This is a genomic window from Streptomyces sp. NBC_01723, from assembly GCF_036246005.1.
In the GTDB taxonomy this organism is placed as follows: Bacteria; Actinomycetota; Actinomycetes; order Streptomycetales; family Streptomycetaceae; genus Streptomyces.
This window is the reverse complement of sequence record NZ_CP109171.1, coordinates 8,378,754-8,398,405: the sequence shown is the minus strand read 5'-3', so window position 1 is coordinate 8,398,405 and position 19,652 is coordinate 8,378,754. Positions and strand designations below refer to the sequence as shown.

20 protein-coding genes and 1 pseudogene are annotated in these 19,652 nt (G+C 72.7%); 12 read left to right on the top strand and 9 right to left on the bottom strand.

Annotated features, from left to right (window positions below; genetic code table 11):
- The first annotated feature begins 16 nt into the window (after positions 1-16).
- The gene (locus OIE75_RS38980; RefSeq protein ID WP_329473748.1) at positions 17-886 is read left to right on the top strand and encodes an alpha/beta fold hydrolase; all 870 of its coding nucleotides are present in this window, start codon (positions 17-19) and stop codon (positions 884-886) included.
- A gap of 23 nt (positions 887-909) precedes the next feature.
- Here OIE75_RS38980 and OIE75_RS38975 read toward each other — a convergent pair whose 3' ends face one another.
- Positions 910-1,842, bottom strand: a complete 933-nt coding sequence (locus OIE75_RS38975; protein ID WP_329473747.1) for a ketopantoate reductase family protein — start codon at positions 1,840-1,842, stop codon at positions 910-912.
- Positions 1,843-1,892: 50 nt separating this feature from the next.
- Between OIE75_RS38975 and OIE75_RS38970 the strand changes: the two genes are divergently transcribed.
- Positions 1,893-2,510, top strand: coding sequence for a CGNR zinc finger domain-containing protein (locus OIE75_RS38970; RefSeq protein WP_329473746.1), 618 nt, complete (start codon positions 1,893-1,895; stop codon positions 2,508-2,510).
- An 8-nt stretch (positions 2,511-2,518) separates the two neighbouring features.
- Here the strand turns inward: OIE75_RS38970 and OIE75_RS38965 are convergent, their stop codons facing one another.
- Positions 2,519-3,349, bottom strand: coding sequence for an alpha/beta fold hydrolase (locus OIE75_RS38965; protein WP_307017042.1), 831 nt, complete (start codon positions 3,347-3,349; stop codon positions 2,519-2,521).
- A 180-nt stretch (positions 3,350-3,529) separates the two neighbouring features.
- On the opposite strand from OIE75_RS38965, the gene OIE75_RS38960 reads away from it, so the two are divergent.
- On the top strand, positions 3,530-4,366 hold the full coding sequence (locus tag OIE75_RS38960) for an alpha/beta hydrolase (protein ID WP_329473745.1): 837 nt from the start codon (positions 3,530-3,532) through the stop codon (positions 4,364-4,366).
- Positions 4,367-4,466: 100 nt separating this feature from the next.
- Positions 4,467-5,255, top strand: coding sequence for a helix-turn-helix domain-containing protein (locus OIE75_RS38955; protein WP_329474155.1), 789 nt, complete (start codon positions 4,467-4,469; stop codon positions 5,253-5,255).
- On the opposite strand, the gene OIE75_RS38950 is transcribed toward OIE75_RS38955, so the two are convergent.
- Positions 5,242-6,498 (bottom strand): sulfite oxidase, encoded by a 1,257-nt coding sequence (locus OIE75_RS38950; RefSeq protein WP_329473744.1) that lies wholly within the window; start codon positions 6,496-6,498, stop codon positions 5,242-5,244. The genes OIE75_RS38955 and OIE75_RS38950 overlap by 14 nt on opposite strands.
- A 334-nt stretch (positions 6,499-6,832) precedes the next feature.
- Between OIE75_RS38950 and OIE75_RS38945 the strand changes: the two genes are divergently transcribed.
- Genes OIE75_RS38945 through OIE75_RS38935 form a run of 3 tightly spaced genes read left to right on the top strand, consistent with a single transcriptional unit; the run spans position 6,833 to position 8,615 of the window.
- Complete coding sequence (locus OIE75_RS38945) at positions 6,833-7,906, top strand: P1 family peptidase (RefSeq protein WP_329473743.1); 1,074 nt, start codon at positions 6,833-6,835, stop codon at positions 7,904-7,906.
- Between the two features lie 32 nt (positions 7,907-7,938).
- Positions 7,939-8,232 (top strand): ArsR/SmtB family transcription factor, encoded by a 294-nt coding sequence (locus OIE75_RS38940; RefSeq protein ID WP_307017037.1) that lies wholly within the window; start codon positions 7,939-7,941, stop codon positions 8,230-8,232.
- Positions 8,229-8,615, top strand: coding sequence for a VOC family protein (locus OIE75_RS38935; RefSeq protein ID WP_122619280.1), 387 nt, complete (start codon positions 8,229-8,231; stop codon positions 8,613-8,615). Before OIE75_RS38940 ends, OIE75_RS38935 begins: the two co-directional genes overlap by 4 nt.
- A 9-nt stretch (positions 8,616-8,624) precedes the next feature.
- On the opposite strand, the gene OIE75_RS38930 is transcribed toward OIE75_RS38935, so the two are convergent.
- On the bottom strand, positions 8,625-9,713 hold the full coding sequence (locus OIE75_RS38930) for a ferritin-like domain-containing protein (protein WP_329473742.1): 1,089 nt from the start codon (positions 9,711-9,713) through the stop codon (positions 8,625-8,627).
- Positions 9,714-9,842: 129 nt separating this feature from the next.
- A pseudogene (locus OIE75_RS38925) lies at positions 9,843-10,518 on the bottom strand (MFS transporter); the annotation flags it as partial.
- On the opposite strand from OIE75_RS38925, the gene OIE75_RS38920 reads away from it, so the two are divergent.
- The 3 genes from OIE75_RS38920 (at position 10,508) to OIE75_RS38910 (ending at position 12,628) form a co-directional block, all read left to right on the top strand.
- On the top strand, positions 10,508-11,002 hold the full coding sequence (locus OIE75_RS38920; protein WP_329473741.1) for a helix-turn-helix domain-containing protein: 495 nt from the start codon (positions 10,508-10,510) through the stop codon (positions 11,000-11,002). The pseudogene OIE75_RS38925 and the gene OIE75_RS38920 sit on opposite strands and share 11 nt — an antisense overlap.
- Before the next feature lie 248 nt (positions 11,003-11,250).
- Complete coding sequence (locus tag OIE75_RS38915; RefSeq protein WP_161329375.1) at positions 11,251-11,769, top strand: lytic polysaccharide monooxygenase auxiliary activity family 9 protein; 519 nt, start codon at positions 11,251-11,253, stop codon at positions 11,767-11,769.
- A gap of 112 nt (positions 11,770-11,881) precedes the next feature.
- Positions 11,882-12,628 carry a chitinase gene (locus OIE75_RS38910; protein ID WP_329473740.1) on the top strand — a complete coding sequence of 249 codons (747 nt, stop codon included), beginning with the start codon at positions 11,882-11,884 and terminating at the stop codon, positions 12,626-12,628.
- Positions 12,629-12,709: 81 nt separating this feature from the next.
- Here OIE75_RS38910 and OIE75_RS38905 read toward each other — a convergent pair whose 3' ends face one another.
- Complete coding sequence (locus OIE75_RS38905; RefSeq protein ID WP_329473739.1) at positions 12,710-13,429, bottom strand: DinB family protein; 720 nt, start codon at positions 13,427-13,429, stop codon at positions 12,710-12,712.
- Positions 13,430-13,528: 99 nt separating this feature from the next.
- Entirely contained in the window at positions 13,529-15,115 is a 1,587-nt protein-coding gene (locus tag OIE75_RS38900; protein WP_329473738.1) for an amidohydrolase, read from the bottom strand.
- Between the two features lie 93 nt (positions 15,116-15,208).
- Between OIE75_RS38900 and OIE75_RS38895 the strand changes: the two genes are divergently transcribed.
- Positions 15,209-16,300 (top strand): alpha/beta hydrolase-fold protein, encoded by a 1,092-nt coding sequence (locus OIE75_RS38895; RefSeq protein WP_329473737.1) that lies wholly within the window; start codon positions 15,209-15,211, stop codon positions 16,298-16,300.
- A 21-nt stretch (positions 16,301-16,321) separates the two neighbouring features.
- Here OIE75_RS38895 and OIE75_RS38890 read toward each other — a convergent pair whose 3' ends face one another.
- The gene (locus OIE75_RS38890; RefSeq protein WP_329473736.1) at positions 16,322-17,560 is read right to left on the bottom strand and encodes a glucuronyl hydrolase; all 1,239 of its coding nucleotides are present in this window, start codon (positions 17,558-17,560) and stop codon (positions 16,322-16,324) included.
- Between the two features lie 230 nt (positions 17,561-17,790).
- On the opposite strand from OIE75_RS38890, the gene OIE75_RS38885 reads away from it, so the two are divergent.
- On the top strand, positions 17,791-19,500 hold the full coding sequence (locus OIE75_RS38885) for a glycosyl hydrolase family 28-related protein (protein ID WP_329473735.1): 1,710 nt from the start codon (positions 17,791-17,793) through the stop codon (positions 19,498-19,500).
- A 59-nt stretch (positions 19,501-19,559) separates the two neighbouring features.
- On the opposite strand, the gene OIE75_RS41660 is transcribed toward OIE75_RS38885, so the two are convergent.
- A complete protein-coding gene (locus OIE75_RS41660) occupies positions 19,560-19,637 on the bottom strand; it encodes a 50S ribosomal protein bL37 (RefSeq protein ID WP_370443954.1) in 78 nt (25 codons plus the stop codon).
- Between the last annotated feature and the right edge of the window lie 15 nt (positions 19,638-19,652).

Genomic DNA, 19,652 nt, shown 5'->3' with positions numbered 1-19,652 from the left:
CACCAAAGGGGTTACGATGAATGCCACCGTCCATCACCGCACCGCCACCATCGACGGCCTGGACGTCTTCTACCGCGAGGCCGGGGACCCGCAGGCGCCCGCCGTCGTGCTGCTCCACGGCTTCCCGACCAGCTCCCGCATGTTCCGGAACCTGATCCCGAAGCTCGCGGACACCTACCACGTCATCGCGCCGGACATGATCGGCTTCGGGCACTCGGCCATGCCCCGGGTCGACGAGTTCGACTACGACTTCGACTCCCTCACCGACGTGACCGTCGGCCTGCTGGACCACCTCGGCGTCGACCGGTTCGCGGTGTACGTGCAGGACTACGGGGCGCCCGTCGCCTGGCGGATCGCCACACGGTCACCGCGGCGCATCTCCGCGGTCATCACGCAGAACGGCAACGCGTACACCGACGGCTTCGTCAAGACGTTCTGGGACGGACTCTTCGCCTACACCGACCACCCGACCCCCGAGACCGAGGCGCCGGTCCGTGCGGCACTGTCCCCCGAGATGATCCGGTGGCAGTACGTGAACGGGGTGGCGGACCCGACCGTCGTCAGCCCGGACAACTGGACCGTCGACCAGGCCCTGCTCGACCGGCCGGGCAACGACGCCATCCAGCTCACGCTGTTCCGCGACTATCCGACCAACGTCGCTCTCTACCCCCGGCTCCACCAGTACTTCCGCGACTCCCAGGTGCCGCTGCTGGCCGTCTGGGGCGCCAACGACGAGATCTTCGGACCCGACGGAGCCCGCGCCTTCCAGCGCGACCTGCCGGACGCCGAGATCCACCTCCTCGACACCGGGCACTTCGCCCTGGAGAGCCACCTGGAGGAGATCACCGGTCACATCCGCGGCTTCCTCACCCGCGTCGCCCCCTGACCGGCGCCCGCCGAGCCGGGACCTCACGCGTGGCCGGCCGGGCGCCCCATGGCATAGGGGGCCAGGACGTCGGCCACCGTGCGGTTGCGCGGGACCGGGATGCCGAGACGGTCGGCGAGGTCCGCCACTCCCCCGCTGAGCCAGGGCAGTTCCAGGCGGTTGCCCTGCTCCAGGTCGTGGTGCATGGAGGAGGTCATGTCCGCGGGAAGCGTGTCGCAGAAGTCGAGTCGGTCGTCCGCGAACCCGCTGTCCAGCCGCACGCCGGACGCCTGGGCCACGGCCACCGTCTCGGCCATCACCTCGCGCAGCAGGCGGCGGCTCTCCTCGTGGGCCCGCACGACCCCGATGGGCCCGCGGACGGCCGTCGTGGTCGCCGACAGGCCGACCAGGAAGACGAACTTCTCCCAGACGACCCGCTCGATGTCGTCGCTCGTCTCCACGTCGATCCCGGCGTCCCGGAACGTGGCGAGTACGGCGTCACTGATCGCCTTCTGACCGTCGTGGTAGGGGCCGAGCACGATCCTCTGCAGCGTGCCGTTGTGGACCACGACCCCGGGCTCCCGGATGAACGCGGAGATGAAGCAGACACCGCCCAGGACCTGTTCGTCCGTCAGCCGGTCACGGAGGATGCCGTCCGCGTGCACCCCGTTCTGGAGGGACAGCACCGGCGCCATGTGCGCCGCCGACGACCGCAGTTGTTCGGCGACGTCCTCGGTGTCCCAGAGCTTGACAGCGACCAGGACCACGTCGGCGGGGCCGAGTTCGGAGATGCTCCCGACCACCGAGGCGGGCGGCGCCCGGAACTCGCCCAGCGGGCTGCGCACGACCAGCCCCGACCGGCGTATCGCTTCGAGGTGGGCGCCGCGGGCCACGAAGGTCACCTCGTTCCCGGCGGCGGCCAGCCGCGCTCCGAAGTACCCACCGACGCCGCCTGCCCCGATCACCGCGATGCGCATGAATCCGCCCGACTCCCCTTGGTAACCATTCGAACGGTTACTATCAAACCATGGACGGTGAGCAGCGGGACGCGCCTCGTCGAAGGGTCACCGCGCGACTCCGGGAGCTGCGTTTCGACGCGGGGGCCCTCTCCCTGAACCTCGTGGCGACGGTGGGCCGCAGGCCCGGCGTCCCGGTCGAGCGGATGGGGGACGCGGCACGCCTCGACGCCTGGTGCCGCGGCGTGGGAATGGTGCCGGCGGAGGGGCAGGACCCGCAGGAGATGCTGCGCTCGCTGCACGCCCTGCGCGCGGCGGCGTACGACATCGCCTCCTCCGCGCTCGACGGCCACCGCCCCCGGCCCGGGTCGGTGGACCTGGTCAACCAACTGGCCCGGAGCGAGCCGCCGGTGCCGCGACTGGAACCGGCGGCCGCCGGCGGCTGGGTCCCGAAGGACGGCCGGGCGCTCACCCGGGAAGCACTGCTGTCGCTCGTCGCACGGGACCTGATCGACCTCGTGACGGACGGGGCCCGAAGCTCCCGCCTCACCGCGTGCGCCTTCGAGGTGTGCCGGATGCTGTTCCTCGACTCCGGCGGCGGCAGGCCGCGCAAATGGTGTTCCATGCGGCGCTGCGGCAACCAGGCCAAGGCGGCCGGCCACCGGTCGAGGGCCGGCGGTCCCCGGTGAGCCGTCCGCTATGACTTCACGAAGGCCAGGAGGTCGGGATTGACGACCTCCGCGTGGGTCGAGTGCATGCCGTGCGGGAATCCCTCGTACGACTTGAGGGTGCCGTGCTTGAGGATCTCGGCGGACAGCGGCCCCGCGTCCGCGTAGGGCACGACCTGGTCGTCCGTGCCGTGCGCGACGAGGACCGGTACGTCGATCCGCTCGAGGTCCTCGGTGAAGTCGGTCTCGGAGAACGCCTTGATGCACTCGTAGTGGGCGTTGGCCGCGCCCCTCATCCCCTGGCGCCACCAGTTGTCGATGAGGCCCTGCGACACCTTCGCCCCCTCCCGGTTGAAGCCGTAGAAGGGCCCGGACGGCACCTCGATGTAGAACTGCGCTCGGTTGGCGGCGAGGGCCGCGCGGAACTCGTCGAAGACCTCGATCGGCGTGCCGCCGGGATTGGACTCGGACTTGACCATGATCGGGGGGACGGCGCTCAGGAGCACGGCCTTCGCGACCCGGCCCGGCTTGGCACGCGCCACGTAGTGCGCGACCTCGCCGCCGCCGGTCGAATGCCCGATGTGCACGGCGTTCTTCAGGTCGAGCGCGTCGGTCACGGCCGCCACGTCGGCGGCGTAGGTGTCCATGTCGTGGCCGGTCGCGGACTGGCCGGAACGCCCGTGACCGCGCCGGTCGTGGGCGATCACGCGGTAGCCGTGCGAGAGGAAGAACAACATCTGGTTGTCCCAGTCGTCCCCGCTGAGCGGCCAGCCGTGGTGGAAGACGATCGGCTGCGCGTCGCGCGGCCCCCAGTCCTTGTAGAAGATGGTGGTGCCGTCCGAGGTGGTGACCGTGCCCATTGCTGATCCTTCCGCGTCCGGGGCAGGAGAGAGTGCCGGACCCTGGCCGGGGCCGGAGGCCGTGGCCGAGTCCGTCCCCGCCACACTACGTCTATGTCGGACATGCCACATTTTCACCCGTAATGATGAGCCGACATTCGTACAAGACGCGCGACCGGGGCCGACCGCACCATCGCAGGCATGAAGGAGAACGGCACCCGCACTCACCTCTCGCACGGCCTGCACGTGGTGCGCGACGGCCCGCCACAGGCGCCGCCGCTGCTGCTCGTCCACGGCACCGGAGCCTCGGGCGCGTCCTGGGGCCCCGTGATCCCCGCACTCGCCGCCCGACATCACGTCGTCCGGGTCGACCTACCGGGCTGCGGTCAGTCCCCGCCCGCGGAGTCGTACGAGGTGCCCGCGCAGGCGGATCGCGTCGCGGCGCTCCTCGACGACCTGGGGCTTCGCTCCGTGACCGTGGCCGGGCACTCCAGCGGCGGGTACGTCGCGACGGCGCTCGCCGAGCGGCGCCCAGAACTGGTGGGGGCCGTAGCGCTGGTCAGCACGGGACCGGACATGGACGCGTTCCGCACGCAGCCGCTCGTCCTCCGCCTGCTGCTGGGCCCGCCGTTCGGCCGCCTGCTGTGGTCGCGCCGCACGGACGCGATGATCCGCAAGGGGATCGGCGCGACGGCCGCCCGACCCGTGGACGTCCCGGACGGGATGATCGACGATCTGCGGAACACCTCGTACCGGGCGTTCCGGACGCTGTCGCGCCGGAACATCGCGTACATCACCGAGCGCGCCGTGCCCGAGCGCCTCGCGGCGCTCCGCCTCCCGGTGCTGGCCGTCTTCGGCGACGCCGACCCCCGTTGGGAACCGGCGTCGGCACACCGGTACGGCGTCGTGCCCGGCACGCGGGTCGAGATGCTGCCGGGGGTGGGGCACCTTCCCCCGCTCGAAGCGCCCGCGGCGACCGCCGAACTGCTGCTGCGTTTCGCCGCGAGGGGCGCCGGCGCTCCGCCCGTCGCCCACTGAGACCTAGACTGGTTCCGTGTTGCCGCCGGACGCGCCACCCGACTGGACGAGCGTGGACATCGCCGTCCCGCGCCCCTCGGCCCGGCTGCCGGGCATCAGCATGGCCGGCTTTCGGCAGCCCGTCCCTTCCTTCACGGACATCGCGATGGTCGCGCACCCGTCCGTCACCCTGCTCATCGACCTGAGCGAGGGCGACGGCATCCGGTACGGCGCCCACGGCCGGCACCGTCACGGCAGCTTCGTCGCCGGTCTCCTCCCGGGCGAGCTGCGGGCGTCGGGACGGGTGGGCGAGTGCCTCCAGATCCGGCTGGAGCCCGCCGTGGCGACCGCCGTGCTGGGCTGGTCGACCGACCTCAGCGGGCGGGTCGAGTCCTTCGCCGACGTCTGGGGCCGGGACGCGGAACGGACCGAGGAGGAACTGCGCGCCGCGGGGTCGTGGGACGAACGGTTCGCCCTCGCGGCGCGCATGCTGCTCCGCCGGACGGCTCACCGGCGTCCGGTCGACCCGGAGGTCGCCCACACCTGGCGGCGGACGCTCACCGGCCGGGGGCGCGTACGGGTCGACGGCCTCGCCGGCGAGGTCGGTTGGAGCCGCAAGCACCTGTCGGCGCGTTTCACGGCCCAGCTCGGCATCACGCCCAAGCGCGCCGCGCGTCTCGTCCGCTTCGACCACGCCGCCCACCTCCTCGCGGCGGGCCTCACCCCGGCCGCCGCGGCCACGGAGGGCGGCTACGCCGACCAGTCCCACCTCCACCGCGAGGTGCGGGCGTTCACCGGTCTCACCCCCACCGCCCTGGCCGCCGCGCCGTGGCTGGCGATCGACGACGTCGCCTGGCCCGGCTCGTCACCGGGCCGGTCCGTCCCGCGTGCGGGTGTCACACGGCGTTGACCGGGTGCCGCACGACCGCGTCGAACAGGTAGCCCTGCGTGTTGTGGACGGTCGCGTCGGGCTGGGTCCGGCCCGCGCTGTCCGTCGCCCGCGCGAGCAGGGTGTACGGGCCCGGCGTCGCCGGGCGCCAGCGGGTGGACCAGCGGACCCAGCCGTCGCGCCGGGGCGCGTCGTGGAGCCGGGCCCTGTTCCAGGTGGCGCCTCCGTCAGTGCTGACGTCCACGCGGACGACTCCACCCGCGCCGGACCAGGAACGGCCGGTGAGCCGGTGGGTGACCCCGGCCGCCAGGTTCGCCGGCACGTCCAGCTCCCAGGCGCTCTTGACCGTCTGCCGGGTGAGCGGCGCGGTCCCCCCGTCCGGGTACGCGTCCCCGAACAGTCGGTAGAAGTCGGTGTTCCAGGGCGAGTACAGCGGCTCGGCGGAGACCTCGATGTCGCCGACCCACTTGATGGACGCGATGCCGATCCAGGACGGGACGAGGACGCGCACGGGGTGTCCGTGGTCGGGCGGCAGTGGTTCGCCGTTCATCTCGTAGGCGAGCAGGACGTCGTCGAGCGCCTTGGACAGCGGGAGCGGGCGGCGGACCCGTCCGAGGCCGGCGCCGTCGGCGGTGACGTAGTCGGCGTCGAGGCCGCGGGGCATCACGTCCACGGCCCGGCGGCTCAGCCCCGCGCGCCTGAGGACGTCCGCCAGGCGGACCCCGCGCCACCGGGCGACACCGATGGCGCCGAGGGCCCAGGACGTCCCGCCGACGGTCTGGCCCTGCTGACCGGTGAAGAGGCTGCGCCCGTTGCCCGCGCACTCCACGAACGCGCTGTGGGTGACGGACGGCAGTTTCCTCAGATCGGCCAGGGAGAAGTCGACGGTCCGGTCGCGGGTGAGGCCGTCGCCGTGCACGGTGAGGGCCCAGTCGGCCGCCGAGAGGACGGGGGTCGAGGTGTGATTGCGTACGAAGAAGCGGTCGTTGGGCGTGTGGTAACCGGTACCCGCGAGTGCGGCGAACCGTGTCTCGGCGTTCGTGCCGCGGACGGTGAACAGCTCCTCGGGCAGGGGCTTGACGATGCCGGGCGCCGTAGCGGCGGCACGGGCCGGTGTGCCCAGGGCCACGGGTGCGGCCCCGGCTGCTCCGGCAGCGGCGAGGAGCCGGAGCATGTCGCGCCGGGAGACGCCGTCGGCCCGGGCCTCGCCGGCCAGCCACTGGCGCAGTCTGCGGCGGTCGTAGGCGGATTCGTGGGTACGCATGACGGCCTGCCTTTCGCAGGGAGGGCGCGGGCGGTCCCGCGCGGAGACAAGAGGGTGCCCGCACGCAAGGCGGGCAGGGAGACGGCGGTACCGGTCCCGTGAGCGCGGCGGCGAACGGCCGTCTCCCCCGGGGAACTAAGCGGTGCGGATCAACAACAGCCGTGGAGCACGAGCACACGGAACCGCGGGGCGGCGAGGCGGCGTCGGCTGCGGATCATGGCGACATCGTACGGAAGGTGGGCTCTCCGTGGGCGCCGGTGTCGGGAAGTCGCGGGAAACAACGCCGCCTTCGCTTCTCGTCCGCCGGCTCCTCGGCGACGTAACGTCCGGCCGTATGGAATCCTCCTCCGTCACTTCCCGGCCCCGGGCGCGTGACCTCGGTGTCGTCATCGGGTCCGGCGCCCCCGGGCCCCGCAACGCCATCACCGACGTGCCGGGCGTCCGCGTCGGGCACACCACCGTGCGGCGGCCGCCGGACGTCCACAGCGGAGTCACCGCCGTCGTGCCCGACCTGGTCGGCCCCCTGACCCCGCTGCCGGCCGGGGTGTTCAGCGGCAACGGCTACGGCAAGCTCATCGGCACCACCCAGCTCACCGAACTGGGCGCGCTGGAGACCCCGGTCCTGCTCACCTCCACCCTGTCGGCCTTCCGGGTAGCGGACGCGCTGGTCGGCTGGATGCTGCGGCGGCCCGGATGCGAGGAGGTGCGCAGTCTCAACCCCGTGGTGGGCGAGTGCAACGACGGCTTCCTGTCGGACATCCGGGCACGTCCCGTCCACGAGGACCATGTGCGCGCCGCCCTGGACAGCGCCGCCGGCGGGTCCGTGGCCGAGGGGTGCGTCGGCGCCGGAACCGGCACCGTGGCGCTGGGTTTCAAGGCGGGTGTCGGCACCGCCTCGCGCACTCCGGAAGCGGGTGGCCGGCGCCGCACGGTGGGCGTCCTGGTGCAGGCGAACTTCGGCGGCACGCTCCGGGTGCTCGGCCGGACCCTCACCCCGCGCTCCCTGGGCGTCCTCGGGGCGGACAGTGCGGGGCCGGTCGCGGACGCGGGCTCGTGCATGATCGTGGTGGCCACCGACGCGCCGCTCGACGCCCGGCAGCTCACCCGGGTCGCCCGGCGCGCGGTGTTCGCGTTGGCACGCACCGGCGCCGCGTACAGCCACGGCAGCGGTGACTACGCCGTCGCCTTCGCCACCCGCCCGGGCGGCGCCCCGGTGGCCGACGCCGACCTGAACCCGCTGTTCGAAGCGGTGCTCGACGCCGTCGAGGAGGCGGTGCTCAACTCCCTGCTGGCAGCGACCACGACCACCGGCCTCGACGGCCGAACGGCCCCCGCGCTGCCGGCGGAGTCCCTGGTCCGCGCCCTCTCCGGCCCTCCGGCGCCGGGCGCCTGGACGACCAGAGGTTGATAGGCAAGCCGCTACTTGCCTATGGTGGGGCCATGACGCAGGATGTGTTCAAGGCCCTGGCCGACCCCACCCGTCGGCGCATCCTTGACGAACTGGCGGAACGGGACGGCCAGAGCCTGTTCGAGATATGCGCCCGCCTGACCACCAAGCACGGCCTGGGCCTGTCCCGGCAGGCGGTCAGCCAGCATCTGGCCGTGCTGGAGGCGGCGGGCCTGGTCATCCCGAGGCGTGAGGGCCGGTACAAGTTCCACGACCTCGACACCGAACCCCTGGAGCGCATCGTGACCCGATGGCTCAGACCCGACGCACCGGAGAGCACCCCATGAAAATCCATCTCACCAGCGTGTTCGTAGACGACCAGGAGAACGCCCTGCGCTTCTACACCGATGTTCTGGGCTTCGTGAAGAAGCACGACGTCCCCATGGGCACGGACCGGTGGCTGACCGTGGTCTCACCGGAGGCCCCCGACGGAACCGAGCTTCTGCTGGAGCCCTCCGGCCACCCCGCGGTGCGGCCCTACAAGGAGGCGCTGGCCCACGACGGCATCCCGGCCGCCTCCTTCGCCGTGGACGACGTGCCGGCGGAGTTCGACCGGCTGCGCGCGCTCGGGGTGCGCTTCACCCAGGAACCTCTGGAGATGGGGGCCATCACCACCGCGGTGCTGGACGACACCTGCGGCAACCTGATCCAGATCGTGCACAGCAAGTAGCGGAGCGCGTCACGTCCCCGGCGGGCGGAACCGGGGGCCGTAGTTGCCCCCGCCGTCCGGAAGGGCGGTCTCCATCAGCCTCAGCGCGGGGCCTTCCATCGCGCCCATGGCGCGGACGGCCGAGCGCAGGGTGCGCGGGTCCCCGTCGGTCCACGCCGCGTCCAGGGTGCTCAGCACCTTGGCGTAGGTGGTGTCGAACTGGTCGAGCAGGCCCTGGACGGCCGTGGACGCCCCGGACCAGCCGCCCGCCGGGACACGGGCCATGGGGCGCGTGGCGGGGAAGGGGACGGGGGCGCCGGTGAACTGCCAGCCGTCCTCCGTCTCGCGCAGCTGCCGCCCGTGGTAGATCTCGCCGAAGGCGTAGTAGTGGGCGGGGTGGTCGTCACCGAAGGCTTCCGCCGGGGAGCTGGCGGTGCCCTCGCCCTGCTCCTTGATGATCTCGATCGAGCGCTCGACGCCGTCGAGGTCGGTCACGGGTTCCATGACGTCGTTGCCGATGCGCTCGGAGAGCTGCCCCCGCGCCGTCATCCCGGGCTCCGCGGCCTTGAACGCGCCCAGCAGGGCGTCGTAGAAGTCACCGATGCTGGGCGCGTCCTCCACCTGCCGGGCGAGCGGCACGTCGGGGGCTTCGATCGCCATCATCACGTCGTGCACGTACGAGCGGGTGAGGCCCGACAGGTAGACGTTCACGTCGGCGCGCACCCCGCCGGGGAGCGGCCCGGGATAGGCGAGTGCCGCGTCCGCGATGCGTGGCCGGCCGCCGACGGCCACCAGCAGGTTGCAGACCACGCCCATGTGGTACATCTCGTCGGCGAGGATGCGCCGGATCAGCCGTGCCGCCTGGCTCGAGCGGTCCTCGATGGACCACCAGCCGCACAAGTACGGCGGGATCGTGGCGAGTTCGAGCGCCACGGCCACCTGCAGGGACTCCTTGAGCCACTCGACGTCCCGGCCGTCCTTGGGGACGGCGAGCAGCGACGCCACCGACGGGCAGGGGCCCGTGGCGACCGGGCAGCCGGCCGCCGGGACGGGAGCGGCCACCGCCGAGGGAGTGGCCGCCGCCACCGGAGCGGCCGCCGTCAGAGCGGCCGACGCCATGAAGGTCCTCCGCCCGAACGGGGCCCGTGCCCCCGACGATTCCGCGCGCACATCTGTCACCCGCTGCTCCCTCGCATGTCAATGGCGCCTCGGACCGAGGCGTCCGCTTTCCTCCGACGGCTGGCGAAACTAGCAGCGCGGACGCCGTTTCCCCGGCGCGCGCCGCCGAGTGCGGCCTCCCCCACCCGGTCGGCCGTATCGGTGGCGTGCCCGGCCGGGGCGGGCCCCGGTGGTCTCGGGGTCAGGAACCGGTCGTCGCGTCGGCCGGTTCCGGTCCGTCCGCCTGGGCGGGGCCGGGGCGCCGCGGGCCCCGGGCGAGGACGCAGACGGAGAGGACCGCCATGACGGCGACGCCCGCCCACATGGCCTGCTGCCGGCCGTCGACGAACGACTTCCGGGCCACGTCCGCCACCGCCCGCGTGCGCGGCCCCGCCCGGTGCGCGGCGTCGAGCGCGTTGGCGACCCCTTCGCGCGCGGTCTCCGCGGTCGCGCCGGGGACACCGTCGAGCCGGGCGTCGATGGCATTGCGGTAGCCCGCGGAGAGCAGGGCTCCGAGGAGGGCGACGCCGAGCGCGGTGCCGAATTCGCGGGTGACGTCGTTGAGCGCGGACGCGACGCCCTGGTGCTCACGCGGGAGGGCGCTGGTGATGGCCTCCGTGGAGGGTGTCATCGCGAGGCCCGTGCCCGCACCCATGGCGAGCATGCCGGGCAGGACGGACAGGTAGCCGCCGTCGACGGAGACGACGCCGGCCATCAGCGCGAGCCCGGCACCCGCCAGGAGGGTTCCGGAGGCCATGGCCGCCCGCGGCCGGCTCAGCCAGTCCACGCTCAGCCGCATCGAGACCGGCCATCGCCGCCTCGCCCTGGACCAGCTCGTCACCCTGGCCCGCGCACTGGACACGTCCCTCGACCAGCTCGTCGAGACCGCCGCCGACGACGTCGTCTCCTCCCCGATGATCGACGCCGCTCACGGGCTGATGCGGTGGCCCATCAAGGCCGAGCCCGGCATGACCGTCGTGCGCCGGCGCATGACCGAGCCCGCGTCCGACCATCCCGCGCGCATGCGGGCCCACCCGGGGCGCGAATGGCTGGTCGTCCTGTCGGGCACCGCGACGCCGCTCCTCGGCAACCGGCGGTTCCGGGTGGAGACCCACCAGGCGGCGGAGTTCCCCACCATGCTCCCGCACAGCATCGGCGTCGAGGGCGGGCCCTGCGAGATCCTCGGCATCTTCGACCGCGACGCCCGGCGCGGCCACCAGCCCGGCGAGACGGGGACCCCCGCACGGTGATCCTGGACCCCACGCAACACTCTTGACACGCTCACGTCGACCGCTTGTATGGTCTAGTCCAACAGAACTCGCCGCTCCGTTTGAGGAGTTGACCCCTGCCCGGGGCCGCACTCCCCGCGGGGACGGCGAGCGCGCGTCACCTTCGCGCCTCTTGGCCCCACCCACGAGAGGCCGTACTCGGCGTGCGCGGTCACCCCCACACACGACCGCGCGCCGCCCTGGAACGGCCTGATGTGAAGGAGTTCCGCATGCACGCACGCAGGAAGACCGCCGCGCTGATCGGCGCGGCCCTCGCTCCCGTCGTCGCCGTCAGCCTCCCCGCGTCCTCGGCGAGCGCACACGGCTACATCTCCGATCCGCCCAGCCGCCAGGCCCAGTGTGCCGCCGGCACCGTGTCCTGCGGTGACATCCAGTACGAGCCGCAGAGCGTCGAAGGGCCCAAGGGCCTGACCAGTTGCAGCGGCGGCAACAGCCGCTTCTCGGAACTGGACGACGACAGCAAGGGCTGGGCCGTCACCCCGGTGTCGAAGAACACGACGTTCTCCTGGAAACTCACCGCGCAGCACAACACCAGCACCTGGGAGTACTACGTCGGCGGGCAGCGGATCGCGCTGTTCGACGACGGCGGCGCCAAGCCCGGCGCGGTGGTGAACCACCAGGTCGACTTCGGCGGCCTCTCCGGCCAGCAGAAGGTGCTCGCCGTGTGGAACGTCGCCGACACGTCCAACGCGTTCTACGCCTGCATCGACGTCAACGTCGGCGGCTGACGGACCGATCGGAGCAGGGCGTGAGCGGTCGCACTCCCCCTGAGGGCCGCGACCGCTCCCCCTCCTCCCGCCCCTCCGTGCCGTTCCCCCCACCGAGCAGGAGTCGACAACCGTGCAGCACCGCAAACTCGCACTGCTGGCCGCCACCGGCGCGGCCGCCGCCCTCTGCAGCCTGACCCTGGCGCCGTCGGCCCTCGCCCAGAAGTCCGACGCCCCCGAGTCCGACGCACGGGCTGCCGCCGAATTCGTGCTCAGCGAGGCCCAGTTCAACCAGATGTTCCCGAACAGGAACTCGTTCTACACCTACAGCGGACTCACCGCGGCGCTCAGCGCCTACCCGGGGTTCACCAACACGGGCAGTGACACGGTGAAGAAGCAGGAGGCCGCCGCCTTCCTCGCCAACGTCAGCCACGAGACCGGCGGGCTGCAGTACGTGGTCGAGCAGAACGAGGCCAACTACCCCCACTACTGCGACGCCAGCCAGCCGTACGGCTGTCCGGCCGGCACCGCCAAGTACTACGGACGCGGTCCGGTCCAGCTCAGCTGGAACTTCAACTACAAGGCCGCCGGGGACGCCCTGGGCATCGACCTGCTCAACAACCCCGACCTGGTCCAGAACGACGCGGCCGTGGCCTGGAAGACCGGCCTCTGGTACTGGAACACGCAGAGCGGGCCCGGGACCATGACACCGCACGACGCCATGGTCAACGGCGCGGGATTCGGCGAGACCATCCGCGCCATCAACGGCAGCCTGGAGTGCAACGGGGGCAACCCCGGTCAGGTCCAGAGCCGGATCGACAACTACCAGCGCTTCACGCAGGCCCTCGGCGTCGAGCCCGGCGGCAACCTCAGCTGCTAGCCGAGGCCACCGGCCCCTCGCGATCAGCGGCACCACCGATCGCGAGGGGTCGCCGCGCTGTCGCCCCGGGGACGAGCGCCTCTAACCGGAGAGAGTGGCGCGCAGCCGCCACAGGTCGCGGAGGACCGCGATCTCGGACATGTGGTGGATGAACTCGAGGTTGGCGCCCGCCACCACGCTGATGTAGGGATCGTCCGGGTCGGACCCGTACGGGTACTGCGAGAAGCCGACCGTGTCGAGTTGCTCGTCGGTGACGGTGGCGACGTCGGCGCGCCAGCGGTCGATCAGCGACCAGAAGCGGGCGAGCGCCACGTCGGCGGAGGGAGAGAAGTCGACCAGCTGCCTCGGCTCCCGCCGGCGTTCGCCGAAGGTCCACTCCCACTGGCCCGCGAAGCAGGAGTGCAGGTGCCCGAGCCGCCAGGCGAGGGTGGTGAACGGCGCCTCGTCCGGGGGCGGTTCACCGGTGTGGGCGAGCACCTGCTCGACGCGCTCGACGCTCACGCTCCAGTCCACGGCGATCTTGGCGACCGACATGCCGCCGGCGGCCTGCCGCGCCACCTCGGCGTACTCGTTGGCCGGGATGTCCGGGGCACCCTTGTCCAGCACCCACTCACCCGGCCCGTACGCCCGGGGCGTCGCCGCTTCGGACCTGCGCCGGATCGACCAGCAGCCGCGTACCGGCTCCCACAGGTACTCCTCGTCGCCGAGTCCCGCCAGTCGCACCTGCGCCATCTCCCTGGCCTGGTCGAACTGGTCGAGCAGGCACCCCAACCGGTCGGTGCGCGCACTCTCGGTCTCCATGTCCGGCTCCCCTCGTGACACCCCGCGCCCTCACGGCGTTCAGGCGGAGGCTAGCGAGTCCCCACCGGGGGTGCGACCGGATTTCGGCGCCCGAGGAGTTCACGGGGACGGCGTGACCCCGGCCGCGGCGGGGCGGCCGTCGACGTAGGTGGCCACCACCTCGATGCCGCCGATGCGCGAGGCGTCGACGTGCCGCGGGTCGTCGCCGAGCACGGCCAGGTCGGCGCGCTTGCCCGGGGTGAGGCTGCCCAGGTCGTCCTCCCAGTGGCAGGCGTGGGCGCCGGCGACGGTGTAGGCGTGCAGGGCCTCGTCGACGGTGACGCCCTCGGCGGGGCCGATCCGCCGGCCGGACACGGAGGCGCGTTCGACCATGAACTGGACGGCGCGCAGCGGGGATCCGTCGGTGACGGGGCGGTCGGAGCTGCCGACCAGCGGGATGCCGTGGTCCAGGAACGCCCTGCCCCGGTAGAGCCACGGGGCGCGTTCCGCACCCATGATCGCGGCGTAGTCGTCGCCGAAGTAGCGCAGGAAGTTGGGCTGGACGACCGCGGTGACTCCGAGCCGGGCGAAGCGCGGGAGCTGGTCGGGGCGGATCAGCCCGGCGTGCTCGATGCGGTGCCGGGCGGCCTGCCGGGGGCGGAGGGTCTGGGCGCGTTCCAGCGCGTCCAGGGCGACGTCGGCCGCGCGGTCGCCGATCGCGTGGACGGCGAGCTGCCAGCCGGCGAGGTGTCCGTCGACGATGGTCCGGGCCAGCACGTCGGGGTCGTCCTGCAACTGGCCCGCGTGGTCGAGCCCTTCGTAGGGGCTGCTGAGCGCGGCGGTCCTGGCCATCATGCCGCCGTCGGTGAACACCTTCAGCGCGCCCACGGAGAGCCGGTCGTCGCCGAAGCCGGTGCGCAGTCCGAGGTCGAGGGCCCGGGGAATGCCGTCGGTCGCGTGGGCGTCGACGGGGTGCAGCCGGTCCGCGGACACCATGAGCTGCACCCGCAGCGGCAGCAGGCCCCGGTCCCGGGCGAGTTGGTAGGCGCCCAGCTCGACCGGGCTGTGGCCCAGGAGGGTGCCGCCGATGCCCGCTTCGGCGCAGGCGGTGACGCCCTCGGTGAGGCAGGTGCGCGCGGCCCGTCCGATCGCCTCGGCCAACTCGTCCTGGGCGTGCGGCAGGCGCAGGGCGCGGGCGGCGCCCATCGCGCCCTCGGCGAGGAAGCCGTTGTCGTGCGGGGTGCCGGCGGGGAGCAGGTCGAGAACGGCCGAGTTGACGGCACAGCCGTGCCCGGAGTCGTGCATCACGTAGAGCAGGTGTCCGTGGCTGACCCGGTCCAGTTCGGCGGCGGTCAGGTGGCGGCCGAGGGCCCGCTGGTCGTAGCCGGCGATGCTCACCCAGGAGCCGGGGGTGCCCTTGCGGGTGACGGCCTCCGCCACGACCGCGAGGGCGTCCTCGGTCCGGGTGAGTCCGGCGATGCTCGGGGTGCTCTGCTTGAACCCGGTCCAGGCCAGGTGTACATGGGCATCGATGAAGCCCGGCAGTACGGTGGCGCCCTGGAGGTCGACGACTTCGCGGACGGGCAGGGAGGTCACGGCCTCGTCCAGGCCGACGATCCGGCCCCGCCAGATCCCCAGGTCGTGGGCGACGGGGTGGTCCGGGTCCATGGTGAGGAAGCGCGCGTTCGTCAGTCTGGTGCAGAGCATCGGGGGTCGGGTCCCTCCTGAGGCGTTAGGTTAGGCTCGCCTAATGGATGGCGAGCTTAGCCGTCCCATTTTCCGCTCCACAAGGAGACGTTCATGAGGCTGCTGGGGGAAGAACCCTTCGCCGCGTACGGGCTCTCCGGCGCGCCCGGCACCGACGCCTTCTGGGCCGGAGCGCGGACTCCCGCGTCGTTGGCCGACGGCGACGGCTGGACGACCCTGTTCCTGCGGCGCGGCGGGGAGGCGGCCGGCATCGGCTTCGAGAGCTGGTCGGACCCGGTGCCGTTGCGCAGGTGGGGGCTCACGGACTGCTGGTACGCCGAGGTCCGCATGCCGGCGCGGCTGCGCGTGACGTACCAGTTCCTCGTGGGCGACGAGGCGTACGCGGACCCGTGCAATCCGGTGGGCGCGGGCGGCGAGCGGTCCATCGCCGCGACGCCGGACGCCCCGCCGCAGCCGCACTGGCCCGTGGTCGGCGCCGACGACGTCCTGCCCCTCCCCCGCACCCGGCTGCGCTGGACCAGCGAACGTCTCGGTGGGCGGCGCACCATTCGGGTCCACGAGGTGGGCGGGGGCGGGCCGGTGATCCTGCTGCTCGACGGGGACGACTGGCTGTATCTGCATCCGGCGGCGGCCGCCTTCGACTCGGCGGTCACCAGCGGCGAGATGCCGCCGGTCACGCTGGTGTTCCTGCCGGCCAAGGACCGGCAGACCGAGTTCGGGTGCCGGCCCGCCCTGTGGGAGGCGGTCCGGGACGAGCTGCTGCCCCTGGTGGCGGAGAGCGCCGTGCACGCCGACCCGGACCGGCTGGTGGTCGCGGGCCAGAGCCTCGGCGGACTGAGCGCGCTGTACGCCGCGCTGGAGTTCCCGGACCTGGTGTCCCGGGTGGCGTGCCAGTCGCCGTCGTTCTGGTGGACGCCGGACGCCGCGCACCTGCCGGACCCGCTGGGCGGCCCGGTCGGCGGCACCGTCGCGGCACGGCTGCGCAGCCGTCCGGACCTGTCCGGGCTCCGGATCGCGTTCGACGTGGGGGAGCACGAGACGCGGATGCTCCCGCACTGCTCCCTGGTGGAGACCCTGACCGAACAGGCCGGTGCGACGGTGCTCGTCTCCCGCTCGGCCTCGCACCACGACCGGGCGGGCTGGCGGCACGCCCTGCTCCGGGACGTCGCCTGGGCGCTCGCCTAGGGGTGTCGCCGAACTCAGGGCCTACGACGCGCCGACGACGGAGAGGTCGAGGGCGCGGTCGGCGTCGCGCGGGCGGAGGACCCGCATGATGCCCTCCAGCAGGTAGTAGTCGGCGTAGGGAAGGGATATCTCGACGCCGTCCTCGGCCGGGCGGTTGCGCGTGCAGCGGGCGACCACCGCCTCGGCCCGCGTCGACCGCCGCGTGAGACACGTCCGGGCCAGCGCGGTGAGCAGCCGCAGGGCGGTCTCGCGGTACTCCCGCCTGCCGGTGGCCGTGGCGAGGTCGAGCAGACCGCAGGCCATGACCGCACCGGCCGAGGCGTCCTTGACGTCGTACGGCTGCTGCGGCGCCCGGTAGTCCCACACGGGGACGTGGTCCTCGGTCAGGGCGCCCGTCGCGAAGGCGGCCAGGCCACGGGCGGTGGTCAGGAAGGCGCGGTCGCCGGTCCTGCGGTACATCGTCGTGAAGCCGTAGATGCCCCAGGCCTGGCCGCGCGCCCAGCACGACGTGGGGCTGTACCCCTGCACGGTGCCGGGGCCGACGGGCGCGCCGCTGTCCGGGTCGAAGTCGTAGACGTGCGGGGTCGATCCGTCGGGGCGGGGGAAGACCCGCTGCGTGGTCCTGGCGTGCTCGGTGGCGATGTCCAGGTACTTCCCGTCCCCCGTCTCCCGGCTCGCGAAGGCCAGCAGGTCGAGGTTCATCATGGTGTCGATGATGACCCGTCCCGCGTTCCCGGGGTCGGAGAGCGCGCCCCACGCTCGAATGAAGCGGCCGCGCGGGTTGTACCGCTGGATGAGGGAGTCGGCCGCCCTGATCGCCCCGTCCTTCCAGGCGGCGTCGCCCGTCAGACGCCAGGCAGTGACCCAGGACGGGTAGAAGAGGAAGCCCAGGTCGTGGGTGGAGGTGTCGTACCGGCGTGGCGCGAGTCCCCGCGCCGAGTCGAGCGCCAGGGTGCGGAAGTCCTCGTCGCCGCTATGGAGATACGCCATCCAGAGCGTCCCGGGCCAGAACCCGCCCACCCAGTCGCCGTTCTTGGAGTAGACCCACTTCTCGAACTTCGTCCCGACCGGGAAGTCGCTCACCCCCGGCGCGACGACGCGGAGCTTCGCGACGGCGTAGTCCGCCGCCTCCCGCAGGACGCGGTCGGTGGCCGGCGCGGGCGCCCCGGCGTCGACGGCGGCCGCGGTCTGCTGTGACAGGGCGTGAACGCCCACGCCACCGGTGGCCGAGGCCAGCACGGTTCGACGGGAAACACTCATGGGCGGTCGTCCTCCAACTGGGCGACGGGACCTGGGAGTTGTCCGAGCGTGGCACACGGCATCACGGGTGTACACCCTTGGGCGCCGTTCCTGTACATGAACGGAAGCGATCACTCAGGGATTGCGCGGGCGGTCTTTCCGACTCGGTACGGACGTGCCATGCTCCCCGGATCTCCACCGCGAACCTGATTCACATACATGTCTGACGGAGCAACGGAGAAGGGGCGGGTATGTCTCACGACAAGAGCCACGGCAGCGCGGGCGGTCACGCCGGGCCGGTCACCAGGCGGGGTCTGCTCGGCGGTGCCGTGGTCGTGGCCGCGGGCGCCGTGGCCGGGGCGGCGCCGTCGGCCCTCGCCGCGGCCGGGGCACCGCCCGGGGTGGTGCCGCCCCTGTGGCGTGAGTTCGCCCGGTCCCCCTTCACCCACCCCCAGATCCCCTTCGTCGGCCGGGCCGGCTGTCTCGGCGGGGCCGCACGGCTCCCCCGGCGCCCCGTGGTCGCCGACGTCCGCGACTTCGGTGCGGTGGCGGACGGCACGACCGACTGCGCCCCGGCGATCAATCGCGCCCTCGCCGTCGCCGGGCGGGCCGGCGGCGGCACGGTCACCCTGCCGCCCGGCACCCTCCGCATCGACGGCCTGATCCGCGTCGGCCACTCGAACGTCGTGCTGCGCGGCGCCGGCAGCGACCGCACGACACTGCGCGCCACCAAGCACCTCACCGAACTCGTCGGCGCCTACGGGTCCCGGTACGGCGGCGACAAGTCCTCCTGGTCCTGGGCAGGCGGCCTGATCTGGCTGGCCCCCGAGGCCCGCTGGAACTCCCTCACCGACGCCATCAGAGCGAAGGAGTGGCCGTTCGAGGGCTGGACCGGCAACCGGCGCGACGAGTGGCACACGCTGACCACCGTCGCCCCCGCCCGACGGGGCTCGTGGACGGTCCGGGTGAGCGCCCCCTCACGGCTCCGTCCCGGCGACCTCGTCCTGCTGCGACTCGCCGACGACGCGGACCACACCCTGCTCGCCCACATGGCGGGCGGCGGCCCGGGCGCCGAGTCCTACACCTGGGGCGACAAGACGAAGCTGACGTCGTACGTGCCCTACGAGTGGCCGGTCCGCCTCACGGAAGTACACGGCCGGCGCGTCACCCTGGAGCGCCCGCTGCCGCTCGACCTCCGCCCCGAGTGGGACCCCCGGCTGACGACCCACGTCGGTGAGTTGACCGGCGCCGGGGTCGAGGGGCTGACCCTGGAGGCGCCCGACGTTCCCCAGCAGCCGCACCTGCTGGACCGCGGGTACAACGGCGTCGTGCTTCAGTGCGCCTACGACTGCCGGGTGGACGACGTGACCGTGCGCCACGTCGACAACGGGTTCGGACTGGTCGCCGCCTCGGCGTGCACCCTGAGCCGCACCAAGGTGGCCGGGCGCGGTTCCCACCATCCGTACTTCTGCCGCGAGGGGTCCCACGACAACCTGATCGAGGACTTCACCGTCGAGGAACGCACCACGCCCGCCCCCGCCGGCACCCAGTTGCACGGCATCAACGTGGAGGGGCTCTCCTCGCACAACGTCTGGTCACGCGGTGTGATGGAGATGGGCACCTTCGACAGTCACCGCGGCATGCCCTTCGCGAACGTGCGCACCGACATCACCGTGGACAACAACGGCCGCCACGGCGGCGACGCGAGCGCGGGCCCACTCTTCGGAGCCCGTTTCGCCCACTGGAACATCAGGGTGACGAACGGCCGGGCCGGTCTGATGAAGATCGACGGTCTGGCTCCCTGGTCTGCCACCGTCGGGATCAACGAAGTGCGCGAGTTCGACCAGATCGACGTCCCCGACTTCGCCGGGGACCTGCACGCTCGCCTGGAGCTGTACGGCACGACCGGCGCCGTACGCCCGCGGAACCTGTACGAGGCTCAGCGCGGGCCGGAGCGGTAGGCCCCGCACACGCGTCGGGTGGGTGGCGTTCGCCACCCACCCGATACGACGGGACGTCCTCAGCTCTGCGGACGGCTACCGTGGTTGGCGCCGTTCTTGCGGCGGGCCTTCTTCTTGCGACGTCGCTTCGAGGACATCGAAACCTCCTTGCT